Origin of the sequence: Staphylococcus parequorum (assembly GCF_039237145.1) — a bacterium.
GTDB classification, from domain to species: Bacteria; Bacillota; Bacilli; order Staphylococcales; family Staphylococcaceae; genus Staphylococcus; species Staphylococcus equorum_A.
The window spans coordinates 2,193,086-2,217,292 of record NZ_CP150682.1 but is presented as its reverse complement, the minus strand read 5'-3'; the positions used below and the strand labels follow the sequence as shown (position 1 = coordinate 2,217,292).

Here is a 24,207-nt window from a genome sequence, read left to right as displayed (position 1 = left end):
GAATTTACAACGACATACCTTGCTTGTGACATAATGAAACATGTACAATAAATGAAAGTAATATATAGGTGGGTGAGCGATGAAAAAACTAATAATTAAAATTATTGGTGTATTATTATTAATTTGTTTTTTAATTTATCTATTTTACTCACCGCGTTTAAAGTTTGACGTACTCGAAAATCCTAATAAAGATTCAACTAAAACGACACAAAATAAGGATGCTCAAAAAACTGAGACAAACGCTGAAAACCCGAAACCTAAAAAGGGTGTGAGTACGTGGGTTGGTCAAAGCTTAGATGAATTAACTGATAAATATGGTCAAGCTGATCGAGTTTATCCATATAAAAATAATTTTAAAAACTATGTGTTTAAGCAAAAAGATAAATATTATTTGATTACTACTAAAAAAGGGATCATTAAATCTGTTTATGCAACAGGTAAAGATGCTAATGTAAATCCAATAAAAATACAGGACGATGCGTCACACGTTTTTGAAAAATATAGTATTAATCCAGAACCAACGATTTCTGTTAATGGTAAGCAATATGAATTAGAGCTATCTGATTCAGATATGAAAACACAAGCATTAATTAAATTTGAAGATATGTATGCGCAAGTTTACATAGATCAACAATCTAATGAGGTTGTAGCAGTTAGATATTTAGATAGTGAAGCTCTGGCAGCATTTAAACCCTATCAAATGTTATCTACCAAAGAAGATAAAGAGGTTAAAAGTAAATATAGTAATATCACTTATGAGCAAAACTCAAATCAGCTGACAACACTTTATGAAATTACAAATGAAATGAGAAAGTTAAAAGATGCCAAGCCATTAAAAGTTAATAATCATTTAACGCATATTGCCTCATTTAACTTGTATGAAGCAATTGGTACTGATAGTGTTGAATTTACTGAAGATGCTTTAAAACAACAGCTCAATGAGCAAGAGGTGCCATTTGTATCTGCTAGTCAAAATGTTGGCTATGACTTCAACGAAGTGCCAACGTTAATACATAGTTGGCTCAACTCAGATATTCATAGATCAAGGATGTTAAACTCTAAATATAATGAAATGGGTGGCGAAGTAACAAATGGTTACTACACAATTATTTTTGTTGAAGATAAATAGAAAGGAGATTTGTAACGATGATTACTGAAGAAACATTAACAGTGCTTGATGAAATTGAAGCGCTTAGTGATAAAATACTTGAATCAAGATTATATAAAGAATATAAAGAGGCTGAACAACAGTTAGCGGATAATGATGAAGCACATTTACTATACCAAGCATTTTTGAAATCAAAAGATAAGTATGATGAAATTATGCGTTTTGGTAAATACCACCCTGATTACCAAACGGTGATGCTAGATACACGTAAACGTAAACGGGCTTATGAAATGCTGCCAGTTGTAATGGATTTTAAACAAAAAGAAGTCTTATTACAGGATTTAATAGATGAGGTGATTGTTAAAATTGCATACGCTGTTTCTGAAAATGTAAAAATTGAAACAGGCAATCCATTTTTCCAAAAAGATGCAAGTGGCTGTGCTACAGGTGGATCATGTAGCTGTTCACTTTAAGCTGAATTTTTAGAGTCATTAATAATAAATATTGAAAAAGCTGGGACGCCTCATTGAGGTTTCCCAGCTTTATTATGACGCATGCGTTGCTACTGATAAGTATGTTTAAATCGTTCTGCTAAATCGGGTCTGTCAGTAACAAGTGTATGCGCACCATTAAAAATCAAATCATTCATTAAGTCGAGATTATTCACCCCATAATAACCTGGGATGATATCACGCGTGTTAAGCCACTGAATGAATTTTGGTGAAGTTAGTTTAATACCTTTGAAAGAAACAGGCATTTGGAAAGTGTGCGCACGTGGCTGAAAGGTATCGCCTAGACCTAAATAGAACTTTAAGAAGCCTTCTGCCACTTCATTTTGGCCTGCGCCAATAGCTACAGTGCCATTACTTATTATATTAAACCGTTCAATTTGTTTACCGTGGAAACTTGTTACTAATACGCGATCTTGAGCATTATTAGCAACAATATCCTCAAATATAATTTCTGGTACAAGATGACCATGTTCACTTTCAGGATCGTCTTTTAAATCAACATTAATCAATTGATTTGGATATAATTTAAGTAATTCATCAAAAGATAAAATATAAGCATCTTTGTGACCTCGATAAGGTTTATGACCGTTTATATCTACAAAATGATATCCTGAATCTAACTGTTTTATCTCTGCTAAAGTATGTTCTGATACTTTACCTGAACCGTTAGTCGTACGATCCACATCTACATCATGGAAAACGATGAGTTTTCGATCTTTTGTAAGTCTCACATCTGTTTCAAATCCATCAATCCCGTGTGCTGCTGCATTATCAAAAGCAAGTTTAGTTTGCTCTGGTCTTACAGCCATACCACCACGATGGGCAAATATATATGGTGCAGGTTTAGAAAAGAAAGATGGTATACTTTGATTATTCGGTTTAGCTTTATATTTAGTAATTAATAACACGCTACCGACTAAACCTAGCGTACTTAAAAATCCGCCCTTAATTAATTTATTAATTTTTGTCACGAGCAATCCTCCTCAGTTTTGAGTATATAAAGTAATATAGCAAATGTTTGTGATACATCAAAATAATTGTTATTTATAAAAAGAAAAAGACATGATATTATATAATGGCTAATAATTGGAGTGAAAAAAATGAACACTATAGCTAGAACAAGTTTGATAATTTATTTAAAACATATGAAACACGAAAGACAAGTAAGGAAATTTGGTCATATCGTAAGTGTAAATAGACAACAACGCTATGTCGTAATGTATATAAATGAAGAAGAAGCGGATCAAATTGTTGAGAAATTAATGAAGCTTAAATATGTGAAAAATATTGAAGGTTCGCCCTATAAATATTTAAAAAAGGTTTATGAAAAAGAACAGCATGAAATATCTTGATTCAAAAGTTTTAAAAGCTTTATTTTTGTATCCAATCGATAGAAATCTAGCTAATGACTTAATATAGGGCAGTTAAACAAGCCACAATAGTACAATTATAGTCTACAGTGGCTTGTTTTATTCAATTATTGCAATGGTGGAATCCATCGTTGCAGTCTTAAAACGCTGATTAAGTAATTAAAATATAAATCGATGTCGTGGAAAGTGTCACTTGGTTGTACATCTACCTCTTTGATATCTATATTGTATAGTCTTGCTTGCTCATTGATTAATTCAAACTTTTTGTTTGAATTAGGATAGGGATAATTTAAAGCATTAACCATGATATACATAGCTTGGAAGTGATTTTCACTTGTAGGATGCATAATGATTGCTACTGAAGAAGGCTTTTTTTCGAAAGTAGCAGTGTGGAAATACACAATATGGTCGATACGTTTGAAATTATATGCTATTAAAGTGTTAAATTCGAATAAGTCTGTGAGGCCTTCGCCTAATTTTATAAATGATTGTTTCAATATTGTAACCTCCTATCGTGCAGTATGCATTATATAAAATTTGATTTAAGAATGGAAGTGTTAATAATATGAGAGTGATTTCAGGAATACATAAAAGTAAAGCACTAGAGAGTTTAGAAGGGCGCAATACAAGACCTACGATGGATAAAGTGAAAGAGGGTATTTTTAATAGTCTTCATGAAGTTTCAGGTATAGGTTTAGATTTATATGCAGGTAGTGGGTCTTTAGGTATCGAAGCTTTGTCTCGTGGTATTGATAAAATGATTTTTGTAGATCAAAATTTTAAAGCTGTTAAAGTGATTAAAGCAAATTTAAAAAATTTAAATATAGAATCGCAAACTGAAGTATATAAAAACAATGCAGACCGTGCGTTGAAAGCACTTTCGAAACGTGATATTCAATTTGATGTAATTTTTTTGGACCCACCATATGAAAAAGGACTTATAGATGAAGCGTTGGAAGAAATCGCAAAGTTTAATTTATTAAAAGAAAGTGGTATTATCGTTTGTGAGTTCAATCATCACGAAAAAATTAATACAGACCCTTTCCATGTGATAAAGCGTTATCATTATGGACTGACAGACACTTTGTTATTAGAAAAAGGAGATTAAAATGTCTACAACTAAAGCAGTTATTCCCGGAAGTTTTGATCCAATTACATATGGGCATATAGATATTATAGATAGAAGTGCTGATCGCTTTGATGAGCTTCACATTTGTGTCTTAAAAAACAGTAGTAAAGCAGGAACATTTTCAATTGAAGAACGCATAGAATTGATTAAAGAATCAGTGAAACATTTGGATAACGTTACAGTTCATCACTTTAATGGTTTACTTGTTGATTTTTGTGACGATATTGGCGCACAGACAATAATTAGAGGTTTGAGAGCTGTAAGTGACTTTGAATATGAATTGAGACTGACTTCAATGAATAAGAAGCTAAATAGTGATGTAGAAACAATGTATATGATGACAAGTACAAATTACTCGTTTATTAGTTCAAGTGTAGTTAAAGAAGTTGCTGCATATAAGGCAAATGTTTCAGACTTCGTCCCAGTACATGTGGAAAAAGCATTGAACAAAAAATTTAGAAAATAACTATAAAGAACCGATACTTAACAAATTGAATAGTGGTTCTAGACTGTATACAAAATCGTTGAACTGTATCTAGGCAAATAGGCAAATGGATAATTAAAAAGGGCTGACTTCATACTTTTAGGTATGCGGTCAGCCCTTTTTAATTTATGGTTAATATATACTGTCTTAAACACGTATCACAGGTGTATTGAAGTCGGTAGCGGTGCTATTAGAAAGAAAATTATAAATCTGAGTGGCGTGTATTTCATTCGTAAAATAATGTGCGTTTTGTTTATTGACTTGTGTTATATAATTACGTTCTGGAAAAGCGTTTTTTAAATATTTTAAATATTGCTGTCCTTTTTGTGTCATGCCTAATACTCTAACGGCTTTAATTGTTGAAGGTTTATCTTGTTGTTTGAAATTCAGTAAAATGTTCATAAGTAAACGTTGGATATGCGTATATGTATAACGCTTCGTTTTAATTAATTTCATTAAATGTTCAAAAGAAGTCGCTTCATTGATTAAATGTATTAAACGATGTTCTAAGCCTTCACTCATTAAGTGGATTTGTTCTAAAGCTTGCACATCTTGACTTAAAATTGCGTATTTTATATAAGTGAAGGTGTCTTCAATTGAGACGTGAGGCACTCCATAAAGTGCTTGAGTAGATTCAGGAACAACCTTTTTCCATTGTTCATCACCTGTTTGAATCGATTTACGAATCGAAGTACCACTCGCAAAAGCAAAGTTTGAAATCAAATCATCATGATGAGCGCTTTGTTCTCGAGGTATCGTCCAAGGTTGGATGCATGGTGCCCATTTTTGAATCGCACGCACATATGATATCCCTAAAGTGTTATTAGGTGATGAAAGTAACGAATGATCAGAGATAAGTTCACTAATTATTCGTGGGTAGCTTTTACCTTCTTTAGATTTCTCAGAAAATTGTGGGGAATCTTCTACTTTATTCATTTCTTGAGCAAGTGATAGAAATGCATTTATATCACCAGATTCACTACCAAATGATAAATGATTAATATTTAAATAATCTGCTACTTGAACTGCAGTTTCTGCAAAATACTGTCCTGCAGATATAGCAGAGTAGGCAGGTAATTCAATAACTAAGTCAACAGCGGTTAACGCCATTTGTGTTCGAGTGAATTTATTATAAATTGCTGGTTGGCCTCTCATTACAAAGTTTCCACTCATAATTGCGACAGAAACTTCAGCTTCGGTAATTGACTTTGATTTCTGGGCATGGTATAAGTGACCATTGTGGAAAGGATTATATTCTGTGACTAGTGCAACGCTTTTCATTTGCAATTCTTCCTTTCAGAATTCATTATATATATTGTAACAGATGTAAATGTGTTAAGAAAAAATCTTGACAACTTATGTCTATAAAGTTAAAATAAATTTTGTGCTTGTTAGAGGTGAAGCCCTATGAAATGGTCAATAACACAATTAAGAAAATTCCAAGATAAACCATTTGAATTTCATCAAACGGTTAATTTTGATCATTTAGTAAAATCATTAGATTTAATAGATCTATCTGATATTGATGTTGAAGGTGAATTAACCGTCAGATCAAATGAAGTCATTGCAGATATGCATATAACCGGAACGTATACGATGCCATGTGCACGTACGTTAGTTCCTGTAGAAACTCCTATAGATATTAAATCTCAAGAGATTTTTGATTTAGAAGGATATGATGAGTATAGTAATGGCGAAGATAAAGATGAACATTACCATGATGCAACAAACGGTATGATAAATCTAAAAGATATTACTGAAGAACTAGTTATCATTGGAAAGCCAATGCGTGTTTTTTCAAGCGAAAGCGATCAGATGTTAAGTGAAGGCAATGGTTGGGAAGTTATTGACGAAGAAGAAGCGGTTGAGCTTGCAAAAGATAAGGAAGAATCTGAATCTAAGCAAATTGATCCTAGGCTTCAAAAACTACAACAATTATATGACGAAGAGTAATAGCGGATTTTAATAATCTATAGTATAATGGATTATTGAATCTGAAAATTTCTATTTAGTGTTTGAATATAAGGAGGATATATCATGGCAGTACCAAAAAGAAGAACGTCAAAAACAAGAAAAAATAAACGTCGTACGCATTTCAAAATTTCAGTACCTGGTATGACAGAGTGCCCAAGTTGTGGAGAATATAAATTATCTCACCGCGTTTGTAAGAACTGTGGTTCATACAATGGCGAAGACGTTGTATCAAAATAATTTCATTTAATTAAATGGCTTAATAATAGCCTATTCTAATCGTTCACTAATTATTCACTTGATAATTTTTGAGCGATTTTTTATGTTAGAGATAGATAGTATTTATATTCAACTGATAGGTTGTGTAAAATTATGGAAACAATGAATGCACAAATAATTATAGATAAAATAGAAAATAGTGATGCGATTTGGCTTTATGAGCATTTTAGTGATTATTTTCAAGACGTTTCTTCTTATAAAGAATTCAAAAAATTGTTGAGTGCATATAATGGTATCAGAGGAACAAACAGGTTGTATAAACATTTACATATAAATCGTCAAGATGAGTACATTTGGTTTGACAGTAATATGGAATCAGGTGCAAGTGTCATTTTAAATAAATATCAAGAAATTATTGGAATGGCGCTAATTCCGATTAAGCAATCACATTTGATTAAGTTCTCTAAATGTAGCTATACCATCCCTTTACAAGAAGATTGGCTTGTTCATACTGGTGGCTCGAATGAATTATTAAATCATCACTATCGATATAAAAACCAACGCAATGCTTTTGATTTTGTGAAAGTAATTGAAGGTTTTACATATAATGGTGATCCTACGCTGTGTGAGAATTATTTTAGTTATAATGCGCCTATTTTAGCTCCAGCAAACGGAGTAGTAGAAGAAATTGTAGACGGGATTCCTGATTGCATACCTGGTGAATATAATACAATGCATCCTGAAGGTAATTATATAATTATTAAACACGGACGTAATGAATATAGTATGATAGCACATATCAAACCGGATTCATTTAAAATTAACAAAGGAGATACGTTGTTGCGTGGACAACATATCGCAAATGTAGGTAATTCTGGAAATGCTGCTGAACCACATGTACATTTTCAAGTGATGAATCATAAAAACATACAAACAACTCAGACGTTGAAAATTAGATTTCTCAATAACGCTTCCCCAGTCAAAGGTGATATAGTAACATATACAGGAGATAATATTTTAGTGGAAAGTGAAAGTCATTTTTCTACATTTTTTAAAAATATTAGTACAAATATTAAACATAAATTTAAAAGTTAAAAATACTAAAATAAAGAGGCTATGCTATGGAAATGATTACTTCGGCTCAAAATAGTAAAGTTAAAAATGCAATTAAATTAAAAAAGAAACGTGAAAGAGATAAAACAGGACGTGCACTTATCGAGGGTTATCATTTGATTGAAGAGGCTTATAAGAGCAATTTAAAAATTGAACAATTGTATGTCGTTGATATTGAAAGACTCGATGATGATATGATTAATTATGCTGAAGAAGTATTTGAAATCAATTTAAAAGTTGCTGAAGCATTATCAGGTACAGTTACGCCACAAGGGTTCTTTGCAGTGATTGAAAAACCTGTTCATGAAACACGGAAAGCCCAACAAGTGCTATTAATAGACTGTATTCAAGACCCAGGTAATTTAGGAACACTAATCCGTACCGCTGATGCTGCAGGATTAGATTTAATTGTTCTTGAAAAAGGCACAGCAGACCCTTATCAAGATAAAGTTATGCGTGCGAGTCAAGGCAGTGTCTTTCATATTCCAATTGTGTCACAAGATTTAAGTGAATTTATTGATGAATTTGAAGGTGAAGTGTATGGTACTGCGTTGGATAATGCAGTAGCCTATAATCAAATACAAAGCCAAGAAAAGTTCGCGTTACTTTTAGGTAATGAAGGTGAAGGTGTAAACCCTGAATTGTTGAGTAAAACGACTCAAAATTTAACAATACCTATATATGGCAAGGCTGAAAGCTTAAATGTAGCAATAGCTGGTAGTATCGTGATGTATCACTTGAAAGGTTGACCCTTTAATCAATTATCGTATATAATATAGTTAATGATATTACAAAATAAATATTAACCTTTAAAAAGACGTAGACTATTTTCATACAGTTGCTTAAGGGAGATTATCCTAAGACTGCAAGATAATCCACTGTATTTAGTTTTTTTCACCTTTTTGGTTACTTAAAGAAATTTAAGTCGGACTTCATTTCCGTTATCAATGACAACAAGTGTATGCTTAGGCATAAATTTGGGTGGTACCACGGAAGGCTTTCGTCCCAGTTTCAAGGGATGAAAGTCTTTTTTTGCATTTTTACAAACAATCATTATACATTTAGATTTTAATATAGGAGGACTATGTATGGCACAAACAGAAGCGATGACTGAGATTAAGCAGCAAGCATTAGTTGATATTAATGAAGCTCAAAATGAAAAAGAATTACAAGACGTAAAAGTTAAATATTTAGGTAAAAAAGGTTCAGTTACTGGTTTAATGAAACATATGAAAGATTTATCAAACGAAGAAAAACCAGCCTATGGTCAACAAGTGAATGAAGTGAGACAAGCCATTGAAGGTGAAATTGAATCACGTCAAGAACTTTTAGCTCATGAACAATTAGAACAACAATTAAAAGAAGAACAAATTGATGTCACATTACCTGGCCGTAAAATTTCAATAGGCTCTAAACATCCTTTAACAAGAACGATTGAAGAGATTGAAGATTTATTCTTAGGTTTAGGTTACGAAATTGTTGATGGTTTTGAAGTAGAAAAAGATTACTATAACTTTGAAGCGTTAAACTTACCTAAATCACATCCAGCAAGAGATATGCAAGATAGCTTTTATATTACAGATGAAATATTAATGCGTACACACACTTCTCCTGTGCAAGCGAGAACGATGGAAGAACGCAATGGTCAAGGTCCTGTAAAAATCTTATGCCCCGGTAAAGTTTATCGACGCGATTCTGATGATGCAACGCATAGTCATCAATTTACTCAAATTGAAGGTTTAGTTGTAGATGAAAATATTAAAATGAGCGATTTAAAAGGTACGTTAGAATTATTAGCTAAACAATTGTTTGGCGAAGATAGAGAAATTAGATTACGTCCAAGTTACTTCCCATTTACTGAACCTTCAGTAGAAGTAGATGTTTCATGTTTCAAATGTGAAGGTGCAGGCTGTAATGTTTGTAAGCAAACAGGTTGGATAGAAATTCTAGGCGCTGGTATGGTACATCCTAATGTATTAGAAATGGCAGGTTTCGATTCAAATAAATATACTGGCTTTGCATTTGGTATGGGGCCTGATCGAATTGCAATGTTGAAATATGGTATTGAGGATATACGTCATTTCTATACAAATGATGTACGTTTCTTAGATCAATTTAAAGCTGTAGAAGATAGAGGTGAAAAGTAATGTTTATTTCAAAAGAATGGTTAGAAAGTTACGTAGATATTAATGAACCAGTAAATGCACTTGCAGAAAGAATTACACGTACTGGGATTGAAGTAGATGATGTTGTAGATTATACAAAAGAAACTAAAAATTTAGTTGTCGGTTACGTACAATCTAAAGCGCCTCATCCAGATGCTGACAAGTTAAATATATGTTTAGTAGACATTGGTGAAGCAGAACCGGTACAAATCGTGTGTGGTGCGCCTAATGTTGATGCTGGTCAGACAGTCATTGTTGCAACAGTAGGTGGTAGATTACCTGGCGGCATAAAAATTAAGCGTGCTAAATTACGTGGAGAACGTTCAGAGGGTATGATTTGTTCGCTTCAAGAAATTGGTGTGCCAAGCAATCTTGTCCCTAAAAAATTTGAAGATGGTATTTATGTCTTTTCATCAGAAGTGACGCCAGGTACAGATGCTATGACTGCGTTATATTTAAATGACCAAGTGATGGAATTTGATTTAACACCAAACAGAGCTGATGCACTAAGTATGATTGGTACAGCTTATGAAACAGCAGCATTATACAATGTGTCGATGAAGAAACCAAAAACAAATAGTAAAGAGGTTTCTGGACAAGCATCAGATGAAATCAGCGTGAACATTCAAAATAAAGATAAAGTTGCATATTATAGTGCAAGAGTAGTGAATGGTCTAACAATCGCACCATCTCCAGAGTGGATGCAAATGCGTTTAATCAAAGCAGGTATTCGTCCAATCAATAACGTCGTAGATATATCAAACTATGTACTTTTAGAATACGGACAACCGCTACACATGTTTGATAAAGATCAAATAGGTTCAAGTCAAATAGAAGTACGTCAAGCTCATGCTGATGAAAAAATGACTACACTAGATGATCAAGAAAGAACATTGAAAGACAGTGATATCGTTATTACAAACGGCACAAATCCAATAGCAATTGCTGGTGTAATGGGTGGCGATTTCTCAGAAGTGACTGAATCAACAACGAATGTTGTGATTGAAGGCGCAATTTTTGACCCTGTTTCTATTAGACATACTTCAAGAAGATTAAACTTAAGAAGTGAAGCTTCTAGTCGTTTCGAAAAAGGCATTGCTACAGAATTTGTAGATGAAGCGGTGGATAGAGCGTGTTATTTACTTCAAACTTATGCGGGCGGTTCAGTAACACAAGGTCGTGTAGCAGAAGGTGATTTAGGTCAATTTGTTACTCCAATTGAAATTTCTATAGATAAAGTAAATAAAACAGTAGGTTTTGAACTATCAGCGGAAGAAATTGAAGCGATTTTTGTACAATTAGGCTTTGAAACAACTAGAAATAAAGATATCTTAACTGTTAGGGTACCTTCTCGTCGTAAAGATATTACAATAAAAGAAGACTTAATTGAAGAAATTGCACGTATTTATGGTTACGACGAAATCCCATCAACATTACCTGTGTTTGAGGAAGTCACACATGGTGCTTTAACTGATAGACAAGGTAAGTCTCGTGTCGTGAAAGCAACACTAGAAGGCGCTGGATTAAGCCAAGCAATTAACTATTCATTGGTAGACAAACAAAGAGCACAAGATTTCGCGCTACAAGAACGCGCTACAATTGATTTATTAATGCCGATGAGTGAAGCGCATGCTACTTTACGACAAAGTTTGGTACCTCATTTAATTGATGCAGTTTCTTATAACGTCGCACGTAAAAATAATAATGTGCGCTTGTATGAACTAGGTCGCGTATTCTTTGGTAATGGTGAAGGTGAATTACCAGATGAAGTTGAATATTTAAGCGGTATCTTAACAGGTGATTACACAGTTAATGCTTGGCAAGGTAAGAAAGAAGAAATTGATTTCTTTGTTGTCAAAGGAATCGTAGATCGCATTGCTGAAAAATTAGATATCCAATTTGACTATGAGTCTGGAGAAATTGATGGCTTACATCCTGGTAGAACAGCTATGGTTAAATTAAACGATGAAATCATTGGCTTTGTGGGTGAATTGCATCCTCAAGTTGAAAAAGAGCATGACTTAAAACGCACATACGTTTTTGAATTAAATTATGAAAAATTGATGGCTGTCACAGTAGGATATATTAATTATCAACCTATCCCTAGATTCCCAGGTGTATCAAGAGATATTGCTTTAGTTATCAACCGTACAATACCATCAGCAAAATTAGTGAAAGTCATTGAAAACCATGGTGGAGATATTTTACAAAATGCCGAAGTATTTGATGTTTATGAGGGTGAACATATTGCTGAAGATGAGAAATCAATTGCAATTCGTTTAGCTTATTTAGATACAGAGCAAACACTTACAGATGACAAAGTAAATGCAGTACATGAAGACATCTTAGCTGCTTTACAAGCAGAAGGTGCAACAATTAGATAAAATAGTGTGATTAAAAACCTTGGTAGACCATTATTATGGACTGCCAAGGTTTTTAGATTGTCGATAAAGTCCATGTGGTGGCAGTTTTTTGTGCACGCTTTCCGCGAGCATAGGCTCAGACTGTAGATTTAGGCTAGCGCTTTTACCGCAGGAGTCGGCACAAATCACTGACTTTATTTAAACAATAATAATTTCATTATTAAACAAAGATTGTCTCAATGATAAATACTTATAAAAAAATAAACCAAATGCTTTTATGGCAATTGGTTTGTCTCGTTATGAAATTTTGGTAGATCATCGCAAATGGACTATCAAGATTTTTATTTTCTAACGATGTTTCTTTTGTACTAATTTTTCTGCTTTGGCACGGTTGGCAAAATGCTTTTTAGTGATAGAGTCTAGGTAATCAATGCCTTTGCGTTCAATGATTTTAGCTGCTGCAAGATCGACCTTATTACTAGCGCCTTTAGGAATCTCTGTTTTAGCAGCACGGGAGAGGCTATCCATATTTTTAACAAAGGCATAACGTGAAATAATACTGGCTGCCGCAATTGCTATAGATTTAGATTCACCTTTTGTTTCGAATTTTGTTTTAGTGCTGAAGGGTAAATCGGTTAGCGCATAGCGTTTATATACACCAGCTTCAGCAAATTGATCAATGACAATATAGTCTATTTCATCAGTATCTATCTTTTGCGTTACATTTTTGATTGCTTCGTTATGTAATACTGCTTTCATTTTAACTTGTGACCAGCCAGATTTTTGTTTTTCGTTATATTTTTCATTGTGCATAGTTAACAAAGAATGAGGGATAAAAGTCACAAGCTGTTCAGCCAATTCTACGATTTTTGCATCAGTCAATTTTTTAGAATCATCGACGCCAAGGGTTTTTAAAATTTGAACATTTTTCTTAGAAACATACGCGCACACACAGTAAGTGGTCCGAAATAGTCACCACTGCCTGCTTCATCACTACCAATACATTGATAATTGTTATATCGAATAGTTTGCTTAGTGCTAGAAGTTTTTTTGGCTGAATTCGTTGTAGATGTTGCAGGTTTAGCTGTATTAGGTAAGAGTTGGGATGCTATATTATCTGCATCTTTACCTTGAAACATGACTTTATTTGAATTATAAATTGAAATTGAAGTGCTTTTATATTTAGTTTTGCCTTTCATTCCCTGAGAAACATTCGATGTATCAAATTGAATTTTAGACATTAATTGCTGGATTTCTTGATTTGTTAATTTAAGTACAACATTTGTCATGTTTTTTGGCCTCACTTTATATGGATTGCTAATATTTATATTTCGACACTGAACATCATATCACAAGTATAAATAACCGAGCTACCTGTGAAAGTACCATCTATTAAAAGTTTATGTAGAGGCATTTTCGTTTACATTGTCAAAAATGTTATAAATAACAAATATTTCAAATATTACAAATCACACCTCTTACAAAATAATATTTTGTCGTGTATAATGGTTCGTAATAAATAGTATGAATTACTAAATTAAACACTTAAAAGAATCAATTAGAGAAGGAATTCGGAAATATAAACAAAAGTCAGGAGTTATTATATGGGAGAGTTTAAAAATCGGATTAACGTCACTATTAATGATCAGCGCTATACAATTGTCGGAGAGGACAATCCTGAGCATATCCGTTATGTAGCACATCTCGTTGATGAAAGGATTAAGGAATTGGGCAGTAAAAGTGCAGGTCTAGACACGACAAGAAAAGCAATATTAACAGCGGTAAATATCATGCATGAAAAAGTACAATTAGAAGAGGAAAATCATCGTCTACAACAAGAAATAAAACAACTGAAAAACAGTGATGAATAATGATTTTTGATATACTAATAGTAATTGTTTTTATATACATAGGAATGATTGGATTTAGAAGAGGTGTATGGTTAAGTGCATTGCATCTAGGTGCTACGCTGTTTTCATTATGGGTAGCACAACGATTTTATTTGCAAATATCTCAACGATTGGAATTATTTATACCTTTTCCTAAAACACAGGCTTACGATTTGAATTATGCTTTTCAATTTGATAATCTACAACAGCGATTCGACCACATTATTGCATTTTTAATCGTAGCGACAATTACCAAAATGCTTTGCTATGGGGTTATTGTAGTCTTTGATAAAGTGATTCAATACCAAGGGCTCAATTTAATAAGTCGATTTATTGGTATGTTAATGGGAATAATATCTTCAATTATTATTTGCACAACATTATTGTATAGTGCAGCACTTTATCCATTAGAATTTATCCAACAGCAACTCTCAAGCTCGATGATTGCCGAATATATGTTATTACATATTACTTATGTATCGACATTCGTATTAAACATATAGTTAGCATAATTTTCGTAAAATATATAGATTTTTAAAATACAGGAGGTCAGGGCATAACCAATTTACTGATGAACGCATAACAGTAATCTGTCTTGACCTTTTTTTATGGAGTGAAAGTAATGACAAAAAAAGATATTATTCAATTATTAGAAAAAATAGCTACTTATATGGAATTAAAAGGTGAAAACACATTTAAAGTTTCAGCGTATAGAAAAGCCGCACAAAGCCTTGAAATAGATGAACGTCCGCTTGATCAAATTGAGGATGTTACAGAATTAAAAGGCATTGGTAAAGGTGTAGGAGATGTAATTAAAGAATATCGTCAAGAGGGGAATTCTTCGACTTTAGCGTCATTACAAGAGGAAGTGCCAGAAGGGTTAATTCCTTTATTGAAAATACAAGGATTAGGCAGTAAGAAAATAGCTAAACTTTATAAAGAATTAAATATAGATGGCAAAGAAGCATTACAAAAAGCTTGTGAAGCAGGTGAAGTGAGTGAATTAAGCGGCTTTGCTAAAAAAACCGAGCAAAATATCTTAGAGGCAGTTAAAGCGCTTGGTGCGAAAAAAGATAAATACCCGATTGACCAAATGAGAGGCTTAAACATTGAAATTAACGAACATTTAGCCTCAATTGCAGATATTGAACAATACGAAGTAGCGGGTAGTTACAGAAGATTTAAAGAAATGAGTAAAGATTTAGACTATATTATAAGTACAAATGAACCGACAAAGGTACAACAAGCATTACTTGATATTCCTAATAAAGTTAAAGAAGTAGCTGTTGGTCAAACAAAAGTATCATTAGAAGTAACTTATGATGATGAAACAATAGGTGTAGATTTCAGGTTAATCGAACCTTCAGCTTTCTATCACACACTACAGCATTTCACTGGTTCTAAAGATCACAATATTCGTATTCGTCAGTTAGCTAAAGAAAATGATGAAAAAGTGAGTGAATATGGTATCGAACAAGCAAATGGCGAATTGCTTCAATATCAAAGTGAAAAAGAAATTTATGAACATTTCGGTGTGAATTGGATTGACCCAGCAATGCGTGAAGATGGAAGTGAGTTCGATAAAGACCTGTCAGATATTATTAAATTAGATGACATTAATGGAGATATTCATATGCATACGACGTATAGCGATGGTGCATTCAGTATTGAAGAAATGATAGAAGCAAACATTGCTAAAGGTCATCAATTTATGGTGATTACAGATCACTCTCAAAGCTTAAAAGTTGCTAATGGTTTGTCAGTTGAGCGCCTATTACGCCAAAATGAAGAAATCAAAGCTTTGAATAATAAATATGAAGAAATTGATATTTACTCAGGTATTGAAATGGACATACTTCCTGATGGTCGTTTAGACTATGATGACGAAGTGTTGGCGCAATTAGATTATGTCATTGCAGCAATACACCAAAGTTTTAATCAATCACAGGAAGACATTATGAAACGCTTAGAAAACGCATGTCGCAATCCATATGTCAGACATATTGCACATCCAACAGGTCGTATTATTGGTAAACGTCCAGGTTATGAACCAGATATTGATAGATTATGTAAAATTGCTGAAGAGACAAACACGATTTTAGAAATTAATGCAAACCCTAAACGGTTAGATTTAAATGCCGAAACAGTTAAAAAACATCCGAATGTTAAATTAACTATTAATACGGATGCCCATCATGTAGATCATCTTGAATTCATGAAGTACGGTGTGGCGACTGCACAAAAAGGGTTCGTAAAAAAAGACAGAGTAATCAATACGATGTCACGAGAGGCGTTTAAATCGCTTATAGAAAATAATATTAAATTGAAGAAATAGAGGGATTATATGAGGCAGAAATCATTAAATGTCCTGGAATTCGACAAAATAAAAGCACTTGTAGAGAATGAAACAATAAGTGATTTAGGTAAAGAAAAAGTTATAGCGATGACACCAGCAACTGATTTTAATACCGTCGAATTTCAAATGAATGAAACAGATGAAATAGCTCAAATCTATAATAAGCATCGCATGCCAAGTTTAAGTGGTTTAGCAAAAATATCTTCATTTATTCATAGAGCGACAATTGGTGGCGTACTCAATGTTAGCGAATTAAATGTAATTAAACGCTTAATACAAATACAAAATCAATATAAAACATTTTATAATAGTTTGTTGAACGAAGAAGAAGAAATTAATTACCCAATTCTAAACGATAGAATGGAACAACTACCTGTTTTATCAGACTTGTATCAAAATATACATCAAAAATGTGATGCCTATGATTTATTTGATGATGCTAGTTACGAATTACAAGGTATTAGAAGTAAGATTTCTAAAACAACGCAACGCATAAAACAAAATTTAGATAAAATTGTAAAGCATCAAGGCAATCAAAAAAAACTATCTGATGCAATTGTGACAGTGCGTAACGATCGTAATGTTATACCAGTGAAAGCAGAGTATCGTCAAGATTTCAACGGGATTGTGCACGACCAATCTGCATCTGGTCAAACATTGTATATTGAACCTTCTTCAATAGTAGAAATGAGTAATCAAATTAGTAGTTTCCGTAATGATGAAGCTGTAGAGCGTGAACGTATATTGACTGAACTAACTATACAAGTTGCTGAAGAAGCAGACGCTTGTTTGATTTCAGAATCTATTATGGGTCAAATTGATTTTTTAACAGCTAAAGCACGTTATGCACGTTCAATTAAAGGCACGAAACCAGAATTTACTACGGATAGAACTGTTTATTTACCGAAAGCATTTCATCCGTTGCTAGATAGAACTTCTGTTGTTGCGAATACGATTGAATTTGCTCAAGATATAGAAACTGTGATTATAACAGGGCCAAATACGGGTGGTAAAACGGTGACCCTCAAGACACTGGGGTTAATTATAGCTATGGCTCAATCAGGTATGCTAATTCCTACACTTGATGGCAGTAAATTAAGTATTTTTGAAAATGTGTATTGTGACATCGGGGACGAACAATCCATTGAACAGTCATTATCAACGTTTTCTTCACATATGAAAACTATTGTTGAAATACTTCAAAATGCGACTAAAAATAGTTTAATCTTATTTGATGAATTGGGCGCCGGAACAGATCCAAGTGAAGGTGCCGCCTTAGCAATGAGTATATTAGATCATGTACATGAAATTGGTTCACTTGTAATGGCTACGACACACTATCCTGAATTAAAAGCATACAGCTTTAATAGGGAAGGCGTAATGAATGCCAGTGTGGAATTTGATGTAAATACATTAAGTCCGACTTATAAATTATTAATGGGCGTTCCTGGACGGTCAAACGCGTTTGATATTTCTAAAAAATTAGGACTTAATATGCAAGTGATTCAAAAAGCCAAATCTATGATTGGACAAGATGAACAAGAAATTAATGAAATGATTGCATCATTAGAAAATAATTCTAAACGAGTTGACGAACAGCGTATCGAATTAGATCAATTAGTAAGAGAAGCACAAGAATCGCGTGACGCACTTGCTAAACAGTACGCACAATATCAGAATTATGAAAAACAACTTTTAAGCGAAGCCAAAGAGAAAGCAAATCAACGTGTGAAATCAGCTACGAAAGAAGCAGATGACATTCTTAAAGAGCTACGTGAACTTAGAGATAAAAAAGGCGCCGATGTTAAAGAGCATGAATTAATCGATAAGAAGAAACAGCTTGAAGATCAGTACGAAGCTAAGTCACTGAAACAAAATGTCCAAAAGCAAAAATGGGACGAGATTAAGGCTGGAGACGAAGTAAAAGTCCTGACATATGGCCAAAAAGGTGAAGTGTTAGAACTTATTGGTGATAAAGAAGCTGTAGTACAGATGGGTATCATAAAAATGAAATTACCCTTAGAAGATTTAGAAAAAACGAAGAAAACCAAAGAAGCTCCTGCCAAGATGATTAAGCGAGAAAATCGACAAAGTATTAAAATGGAACTCGATTTACGTGGTTATCGATATGATGAAGCAATGGTGGCTGTGGATCAATATTTAGACCAAGCTGTGTTGAGTAATTATGAACAAGTTTATATTATTCATGGTAAAGGAACAGGCGCTTTGCAAAAAGGTGTGCAAAAACATTTAAAACGACATAAAAGTGTGTCATCATATAGAAACGGAATGCCAAGTGAAGGTGGATTTGGCGTTACCGTGGCAGAATTAAAATAAACGTGAGCAAGAGATATGCAGAATGTTATAAAGTCTGTTATAATTTCTTCATCATTTGAAATTTAAGGAGGATTGGCAGTTATGGCAATCGTAAAAGCAACAGATTCAAACTTTGATGAAAACATCAAATCAGGTGTAAATTTAGTAGATTTTTGGGCAACATGGTGTGGCCCTTGTAAGATGATTGCTCCAGTATTAGAAGAATTAGCTGGTGACTATGATGGCAAAGCTAATATTTTAAAACTTGATGTAGATGAAAATCCATCAACAGCTGCTAAATTTGAAGTTATGAGTATCCCAACTTTAATCGTATTTAAAGATGGCGAACCAGTAGATAAAGTAGTAGGTTTCCAACCTAAAGAAAACTTAGCAGAAGTAATCGAGAAACATTTATAGTAAATCATTAGCAAAGCTGGGACATTAATTTATTTAATGTCCCAGTTTTCAATTTATTAGCGTTTCAATAGATTGTTTAATGCGCTGGTACTATTTATAATAGTTTGTAGGTAATATTTAAAACTCAAATAATGAGATGTATATATGATTAAAAATTATTAACTGAAACATGATGTATATTTACTTTCATGTCGTTATATTATATAGATTTAAAGGGAATATGAAGTGAAAGGAGGAGACATTAACGTGGAGACGTATCAAGAACAAATCAAACAGAAGCTTACAGTTGTGCCAACTGAACCAGGTTGTTATTTGATGAAAGATCGTAATGACCAAATTATTTATGTCGGTAAGGCGAAGAAATTAAGAAATAGATTAAGGTCTTATTTTACTGGTGCTCACGATGCAAAGACAACACGTTTAGTTGGAGAGATCCGAAATTTCGAATTTATTGTCACGTCTAGTGAGACAGAATCACTGTTATTGGAACTTAACCTTATCAAACAATACCAACCAAGATATAATATTTTATTAAAAGATGATAAAAGTTATCCATTTATTAAAATTACTAAAGAAAAATATCCACGGTTAATTGTTACAAGAACAGTTAAAAAAGGCACTGGTAAGTATTTTGGACCATATCCTAATGCGTATTCTGCACAAGAGACTAAAAAATTACTTGATCGTATTTATCCTTTTAGAAAATGTGATAAAATGCCTGACAAATTGTGTTTATATTATCACATTGGTCAATGTTTAGGGCCATGTGTCTATCCAGTTGAATTAGAAAAGTATGCAGAAATGACTAAAGAGGTTTCAGATTTCTTAAATGGTGAAGATAAAACGATTTTGCGTAATTTAGAACAAAATATGAAAGATGCTAGTGAAACATTGGATTTTGAAAGAGCAAAAGAATATAGAGATTTAATACAACATATTCATAATTTAACTAAAAAACAAAAAATCACAACATCAGATTATACAATTAGAGATGTATTTGGCTATAGCGTATCTAAAGGTTGGATGTGTATACAAGTGTTTTTCGTACGCCAAGGTAATATGATTAAACGTGATGCGACGATGATACCAATACAACAAACAGAAGAAGAAGAATTCTATACTTTTATCGGGCAATTTTATGATTTGAATCAACATTTGTTACCTAAAGAAGTGCACATTCCCCAACATCTAGATAAAGCTATGGTTGGTTCGGTGGTAGATACAAAAATTGTGCAACCTATAAAAGGTAAAAAGAAAGAATTGGTAGATTTAGCAAATCATAATGCTGAAGTGACGCTTGAAAATAAATTCGAGTTAATCGCAAAAGACGAGTCCCGAACAGTTAAAGCAATTGAAGAGCTTGGTGACCGTATGGGTATTCAAACACCAATTAGAATTGAAGCGTTCGATAATTCTAATATACAGGGTGTGAATCCAGTTTCTGCTATGGTCTCGTTTATTGATGGTAAACCAAATAAAAAAGGCTATCGGAAATATAAAATTCAAACAGTAGATGGGCCAGATGATTATAAATCGATGCGTGAAGTGGTACGTAGACGTTATACGCGTGTCCTAAATGAAGGCACACCATTGCCAGATTTAATTATTGTAGATGGTGGTAAAGGCCATATGAGTGGTGTAATAGATGTACTCGAGAATGAATTAGGATTAGATATCCCTGTTTCAGGTCTTCGTAAAAATGATAAGCACCAAACGTCAGAAATATTATATGGAGAAAGTGCTGAAATCGTTCCGCTCAAAAAAAATAGCCAAGCATTTTATCTGTTACAAAGGATACAAGATGAAGTGCATAGATTTGCTATTACATTCCATAGACAAACACGCCAAAAAACAGGTTTGCAATCAGTATTAGATACAGTAGATGGTATTGGTGCCAAGCGTAAAACGAAATTGTTGCGAACGTTTGGTTCAATAAAGAAAATGAAAGAAGCAAGTATTGATGATTTGAAAGCATCAGGCTTACCACAAAATGTAGCCCAAAATTTACATCAAGCCTTACACAATAAAAAATAAAATGTTTATGGCATGAGAATCATTCTCATGCCCAAATTGTTTTTAATTAGTGTTACAATAGCAAATAAGAGGAATTCTTTTTTTAAAATTATGTGGAAGCGTTTTCTAATTGAGAAAAATTATCATTTGAAATCAAACCTTTTAAACAATGAGTAATATTCAATTAAGGATTCACTTAAATGTTTAGAATTATACGGCATAATATTATATTGCAACAAACATATAATATTATAATTTAGTGTTGTACGTTTGTTTTCGAAAGAAATTATGTAATCGCTTTATATATTTCTAAGAAAGAATTTCAAAAAAATCAACTGTTTCACAGGGGGGAACTTCCTTTTGGCATACTCGAAAAATCAATTCTATTTAAGACGTTTACATTCTTTACTTGGTGTCATACCTATAGGTGGATTTTTAATATTCCATTTACTCGTAAACCACCAAGCGACGAAAGGTGCAGATGCATTTAACCAAGCGGCTGGATTCATTGAATCCTTACCTTTCTTAATTGTATTGGAATTTGTATTGATCTACATTCCAATTCTGTATCACGCAGTTTATGGTGTACATATTGCCTTTACGGCAAAAGAGAACGTAGGACATTATTCAGCTTTTAGAAACTGGATGTTCCTACTACAACGTATAACAGGTGTTATCACTTTTGTGTTTGTTGCTATTCATGTATGGCAAACACGTATTCAACGTGCGTTAGGCCATGAGGTCAACTTTGACATGGTACATGACATCGTTACTAACCCATTTTGGTTAGTTTTCTATATTGTCTGTTTATTAGCTGTTACATTCCACTTTGCGAATGGTTTATGGTCATTCTTAGTAACATGGGGTGTATTACAATCACAAAAATCGCAACAAATTTTCACATGGGTTTCTTTAGTGGTATTTATCGTAGTTTCATACATTGGTATAAGTGCTATTCTTGCGTTTTTATAAGATAAAAAAATAAGTTTCAGATTTATATTTAGGGGAGTGACTATTTATGGCAGAGAAAAAAGTAATTGTTGTCGGTGGAGGACTTGCCGGTCTAATGTCAACAATTAAAGCAGCAGAACAAGGCGCACATGTCGACTTGTTCTCACTTGTTCCTGTTAAACGTTCACACTCTGTGTGCGCACAAGGTGGAATCAACGGAGCAGTAAATACAAAAGGTGAAGGCGATTCACCAACAGTCCACTTAGACGATACAGTATATGGTGGAGATTTCTTAGCAAATCAACCGCCAGTTAAAGCGATGACAGATGCAGCACCTCAAATTATTCATTTATTAGATCGTATGGGTGTAATGTTCAACAGAACGAATGAAGGTTTATTAGATTTCAGACGTTTTGGTGGAACAATGCATCACAGAACAGCATATGCTGGTGCAACGACTGGTCAACAGCTACTATACGCTTTAGATGAGCAGGTTCGTAGTTTTGAAGTAGATGGTTTGGTTACTAAGTACGAAGGCTGGGAATTCTTAGGCATAGTTAAAGATGATGACAACATGGCTAGAGGTATTGTTGCTCAAAACGTAACGACTTCTGATATTGAATCATTTGGTTCTGATGCAGTTATCATGGCTACAGGTGGACCAGGTATTATCTTTGGTAAAACTACAAATTCAATGATTAATACTGGTTCAGCAGCATCAATTGTTTATCAACAAGGTGCAATGTATGCAAACGGTGAATTTATTCAAATCCATCCAACAGCAATTCCAGGTGATGATAAACTCAGATTAATGAGTGAGTCAGCACGTGGTGAAGGTGGACGTATTTGGACTTATAAAGATGGTAAACCTTGGTACTTCTTAGAAGAGAAATATCCGGATTATGGTAACCTTGTTCCGCGTGATATTGCTACACGTGAAATCTTTGATGTCTGTGTTAACCAAAAATTAGGTATCAACGGTGAAAACATGGTATACCTTGATTTATCACATAAAGATCCACATGAATTAGATGTAAAATTAGGTGGTATCATTGAGATTTACGAGAAATTCACAGGTGATGATCCTCGTAAAGTTCCAATGAAAATCTTCCCAGCGGTACATTACTCAATGGGAGGACTTTATGTAGATTACGACCAAATGACAAACATCAAAGGCTTGTTCGCAGCTGGTGAATGTGATTATTCACAACATGGTGGTAACCGTTTAGGTGCCAACTCATTATTGTCAGCAATTTATGGTGGCACAGTTGCAGGTCCAAATGCTATCGAATATATTTCTAATATCGAATCTTCTTACACTGATTTAGATGATAGTATCTTTGAAAAACGCGTGAAAGAAGAACAAGAGAAATTTGATAAATTACTCAATATGCAAGGTTCAGAAAATGCGTACAAATTGCATAGAGAGCTCGGAGAAGTTATGACAGCCAACGTAACCGTTGTTCGTGAAAATAAAACTTTATTAGAAACTGATAAAAAGATTTTAGAATTAATGGAGCGTTATAACAATATTGATATCGAAGATACTCAAACTTGGAGTAACCAAGCAGTATTCTTCACTCGTCAATTATGGAACATGCTTGTACTTGCCCGTGTAATTACAATCGGTGCATACAACCGAAATGAATCTCGTGGTGCACATTACAAACCAGAATTCCCTGATAGAAATGATGAAGAATGGTTAAAAACTACTTTAGCAACATATCAAGGAAAAACAGAAGCGCCTAAATTCACTTACGAAGATGTTGATATAAGCTTAATTCCACCTCGTAAACGAGACTACTCTACGACGTCTAAAGGAGGTAAATAA

General features: G+C 33.4%; 22 protein-coding genes and 1 pseudogene. 19 read left to right on the top strand and 4 right to left on the bottom strand.

What is annotated here, in order from left to right:
* The first annotated feature begins 79 nt into the window (after positions 1–79).
* A complete protein-coding gene (locus AAA453_RS10905; RefSeq protein WP_427704953.1) occupies positions 80–1,129 on the top strand; it encodes a CAP-associated domain-containing protein in 1,050 nt (349 codons plus the stop codon).
* Between the two features lie 17 nt (positions 1,130–1,146).
* The gene (locus AAA453_RS10900) at positions 1,147–1,581 is read left to right on the top strand and encodes a YlbF family regulator (RefSeq protein WP_002507979.1); all 435 of its coding nucleotides are present in this window, start codon (positions 1,147–1,149) and stop codon (positions 1,579–1,581) included.
* 89 nt (positions 1,582–1,670) lie between these two features.
* Here AAA453_RS10900 and AAA453_RS10895 read toward each other — a convergent pair whose 3' ends face one another.
* The gene (locus AAA453_RS10895; RefSeq protein ID WP_427704950.1) at positions 1,671–2,591 is read right to left on the bottom strand and encodes a glycerophosphodiester phosphodiesterase; all 921 of its coding nucleotides are present in this window, start codon (positions 2,589–2,591) and stop codon (positions 1,671–1,673) included.
* Between the two features lie 129 nt (positions 2,592–2,720).
* Between AAA453_RS10895 and AAA453_RS10890 the strand changes: the two genes are divergently transcribed.
* Complete coding sequence (locus AAA453_RS10890) at positions 2,721–2,972, top strand: YlbG family protein (protein WP_065337752.1); 252 nt, start codon at positions 2,721–2,723, stop codon at positions 2,970–2,972.
* Between the two features lie 125 nt (positions 2,973–3,097).
* Here AAA453_RS10890 and AAA453_RS10885 read toward each other — a convergent pair whose 3' ends face one another.
* Positions 3,098–3,487 carry a DUF7147 family protein gene (locus tag AAA453_RS10885; protein ID WP_285322980.1) on the bottom strand — a complete coding sequence of 130 codons (390 nt, stop codon included), beginning with the start codon at positions 3,485–3,487 and terminating at the stop codon, positions 3,098–3,100.
* A gap of 68 nt (positions 3,488–3,555) precedes the next feature.
* Here AAA453_RS10885 and rsmD point away from each other — a divergent pair, with 68 nt between their 5' ends.
* Entirely contained in the window at positions 3,556–4,098 is a 543-nt protein-coding gene (gene rsmD / locus AAA453_RS10880) for a 16S rRNA (guanine(966)-N(2))-methyltransferase RsmD (protein ID WP_427704948.1), read from the top strand.
* Between the two features lies 1 nt (position 4,099).
* The gene (gene coaD, locus AAA453_RS10875) at positions 4,100–4,585 is read left to right on the top strand and encodes a pantetheine-phosphate adenylyltransferase (protein WP_002507974.1); all 486 of its coding nucleotides are present in this window, start codon (positions 4,100–4,102) and stop codon (positions 4,583–4,585) included.
* 165 nt (positions 4,586–4,750) lie between these two features.
* Here coaD and AAA453_RS10870 read toward each other — a convergent pair whose 3' ends face one another.
* Positions 4,751–5,884, bottom strand: a complete 1,134-nt coding sequence (locus AAA453_RS10870; protein ID WP_427704945.1) for a nucleotidyltransferase — start codon at positions 5,882–5,884, stop codon at positions 4,751–4,753.
* 126 nt (positions 5,885–6,010) lie between these two features.
* On the opposite strand from AAA453_RS10870, the gene AAA453_RS10865 reads away from it, so the two are divergent.
* The 6 genes from AAA453_RS10865 (at position 6,011) to pheT (ending at position 12,455) form a co-directional block, all read left to right on the top strand.
* Positions 6,011–6,556: a YceD family protein gene (locus AAA453_RS10865; protein WP_057511870.1), complete on the top strand. Its 546-nt coding sequence runs from the start codon at positions 6,011–6,013 to the stop codon at positions 6,554–6,556.
* A gap of 84 nt (positions 6,557–6,640) precedes the next feature.
* A complete protein-coding gene (gene rpmF, locus AAA453_RS10860; RefSeq protein WP_002507971.1) occupies positions 6,641–6,814 on the top strand; it encodes a 50S ribosomal protein L32 in 174 nt (57 codons plus the stop codon).
* Between the two features lie 132 nt (positions 6,815–6,946).
* Complete coding sequence (locus tag AAA453_RS10855) at positions 6,947–7,888, top strand: M23 family metallopeptidase (RefSeq protein ID WP_427704943.1); 942 nt, start codon at positions 6,947–6,949, stop codon at positions 7,886–7,888.
* A gap of 26 nt (positions 7,889–7,914) precedes the next feature.
* Positions 7,915–8,655, top strand: coding sequence for a TrmH family RNA methyltransferase (locus AAA453_RS10850; RefSeq protein WP_427704940.1), 741 nt, complete (start codon positions 7,915–7,917; stop codon positions 8,653–8,655).
* Between the two features lie 339 nt (positions 8,656–8,994).
* Positions 8,995–10,053, top strand: coding sequence for a phenylalanine--tRNA ligase subunit alpha (pheS, locus tag AAA453_RS10845; RefSeq protein WP_069832452.1), 1,059 nt, complete (start codon positions 8,995–8,997; stop codon positions 10,051–10,053).
* On the top strand, positions 10,053–12,455 hold the full coding sequence (gene pheT, locus AAA453_RS10840) for a phenylalanine--tRNA ligase subunit beta (protein ID WP_427704938.1): 2,403 nt from the start codon (positions 10,053–10,055) through the stop codon (positions 12,453–12,455). Before pheS ends, pheT begins: the two co-directional genes overlap by 1 nt.
* A gap of 327 nt (positions 12,456–12,782) precedes the next feature.
* Here the strand turns inward: pheT and rnhC are convergent.
* A pseudogene (gene rnhC / locus AAA453_RS10835) lies at positions 12,783–13,723 on the bottom strand (ribonuclease HIII).
* A gap of 315 nt (positions 13,724–14,038) precedes the next feature.
* Between rnhC and zapA the strand changes: the two are divergent.
* From zapA to sdhA, 8 genes are all read left to right on the top strand, one after another.
* The gene (gene zapA / locus AAA453_RS10830) at positions 14,039–14,305 is read left to right on the top strand and encodes a cell division protein ZapA (RefSeq protein ID WP_002507965.1); all 267 of its coding nucleotides are present in this window, start codon (positions 14,039–14,041) and stop codon (positions 14,303–14,305) included.
* Positions 14,305–14,826: a CvpA family protein gene (locus tag AAA453_RS10825; RefSeq protein ID WP_427704936.1), complete on the top strand. Its 522-nt coding sequence runs from the start codon at positions 14,305–14,307 to the stop codon at positions 14,824–14,826. Before zapA ends, AAA453_RS10825 begins: the two co-directional genes overlap by 1 nt.
* Positions 14,827–14,945: 119 nt before the next feature.
* Positions 14,946–16,658, top strand: coding sequence for a DNA polymerase/3'-5' exonuclease PolX (gene polX, locus AAA453_RS10820; protein ID WP_427704933.1), 1,713 nt, complete (start codon positions 14,946–14,948; stop codon positions 16,656–16,658).
* A 9-nt stretch (positions 16,659–16,667) separates the two neighbouring features.
* Entirely contained in the window at positions 16,668–19,016 is a 2,349-nt protein-coding gene (locus AAA453_RS10815; RefSeq protein ID WP_427704930.1) for an endonuclease MutS2, read from the top strand.
* A gap of 81 nt (positions 19,017–19,097) precedes the next feature.
* Positions 19,098–19,412: a thioredoxin gene (gene trxA / locus AAA453_RS10810; protein ID WP_002507961.1), complete on the top strand. Its 315-nt coding sequence runs from the start codon at positions 19,098–19,100 to the stop codon at positions 19,410–19,412.
* A gap of 246 nt (positions 19,413–19,658) precedes the next feature.
* Positions 19,659–21,446 (top strand): excinuclease ABC subunit UvrC, encoded by a 1,788-nt coding sequence (uvrC, locus tag AAA453_RS10805; protein WP_427704928.1) that lies wholly within the window; start codon positions 19,659–19,661, stop codon positions 21,444–21,446.
* 339 nt (positions 21,447–21,785) lie between these two features.
* Positions 21,786–22,397 (top strand): succinate dehydrogenase cytochrome b558 subunit, encoded by a 612-nt coding sequence (locus AAA453_RS10800; RefSeq protein WP_065337764.1) that lies wholly within the window; start codon positions 21,786–21,788, stop codon positions 22,395–22,397.
* A gap of 46 nt (positions 22,398–22,443) precedes the next feature.
* Positions 22,444–24,207 (top strand): succinate dehydrogenase flavoprotein subunit, encoded by a 1,764-nt coding sequence (gene sdhA / locus AAA453_RS10795; protein ID WP_069816323.1) that lies wholly within the window; start codon positions 22,444–22,446, stop codon positions 24,205–24,207.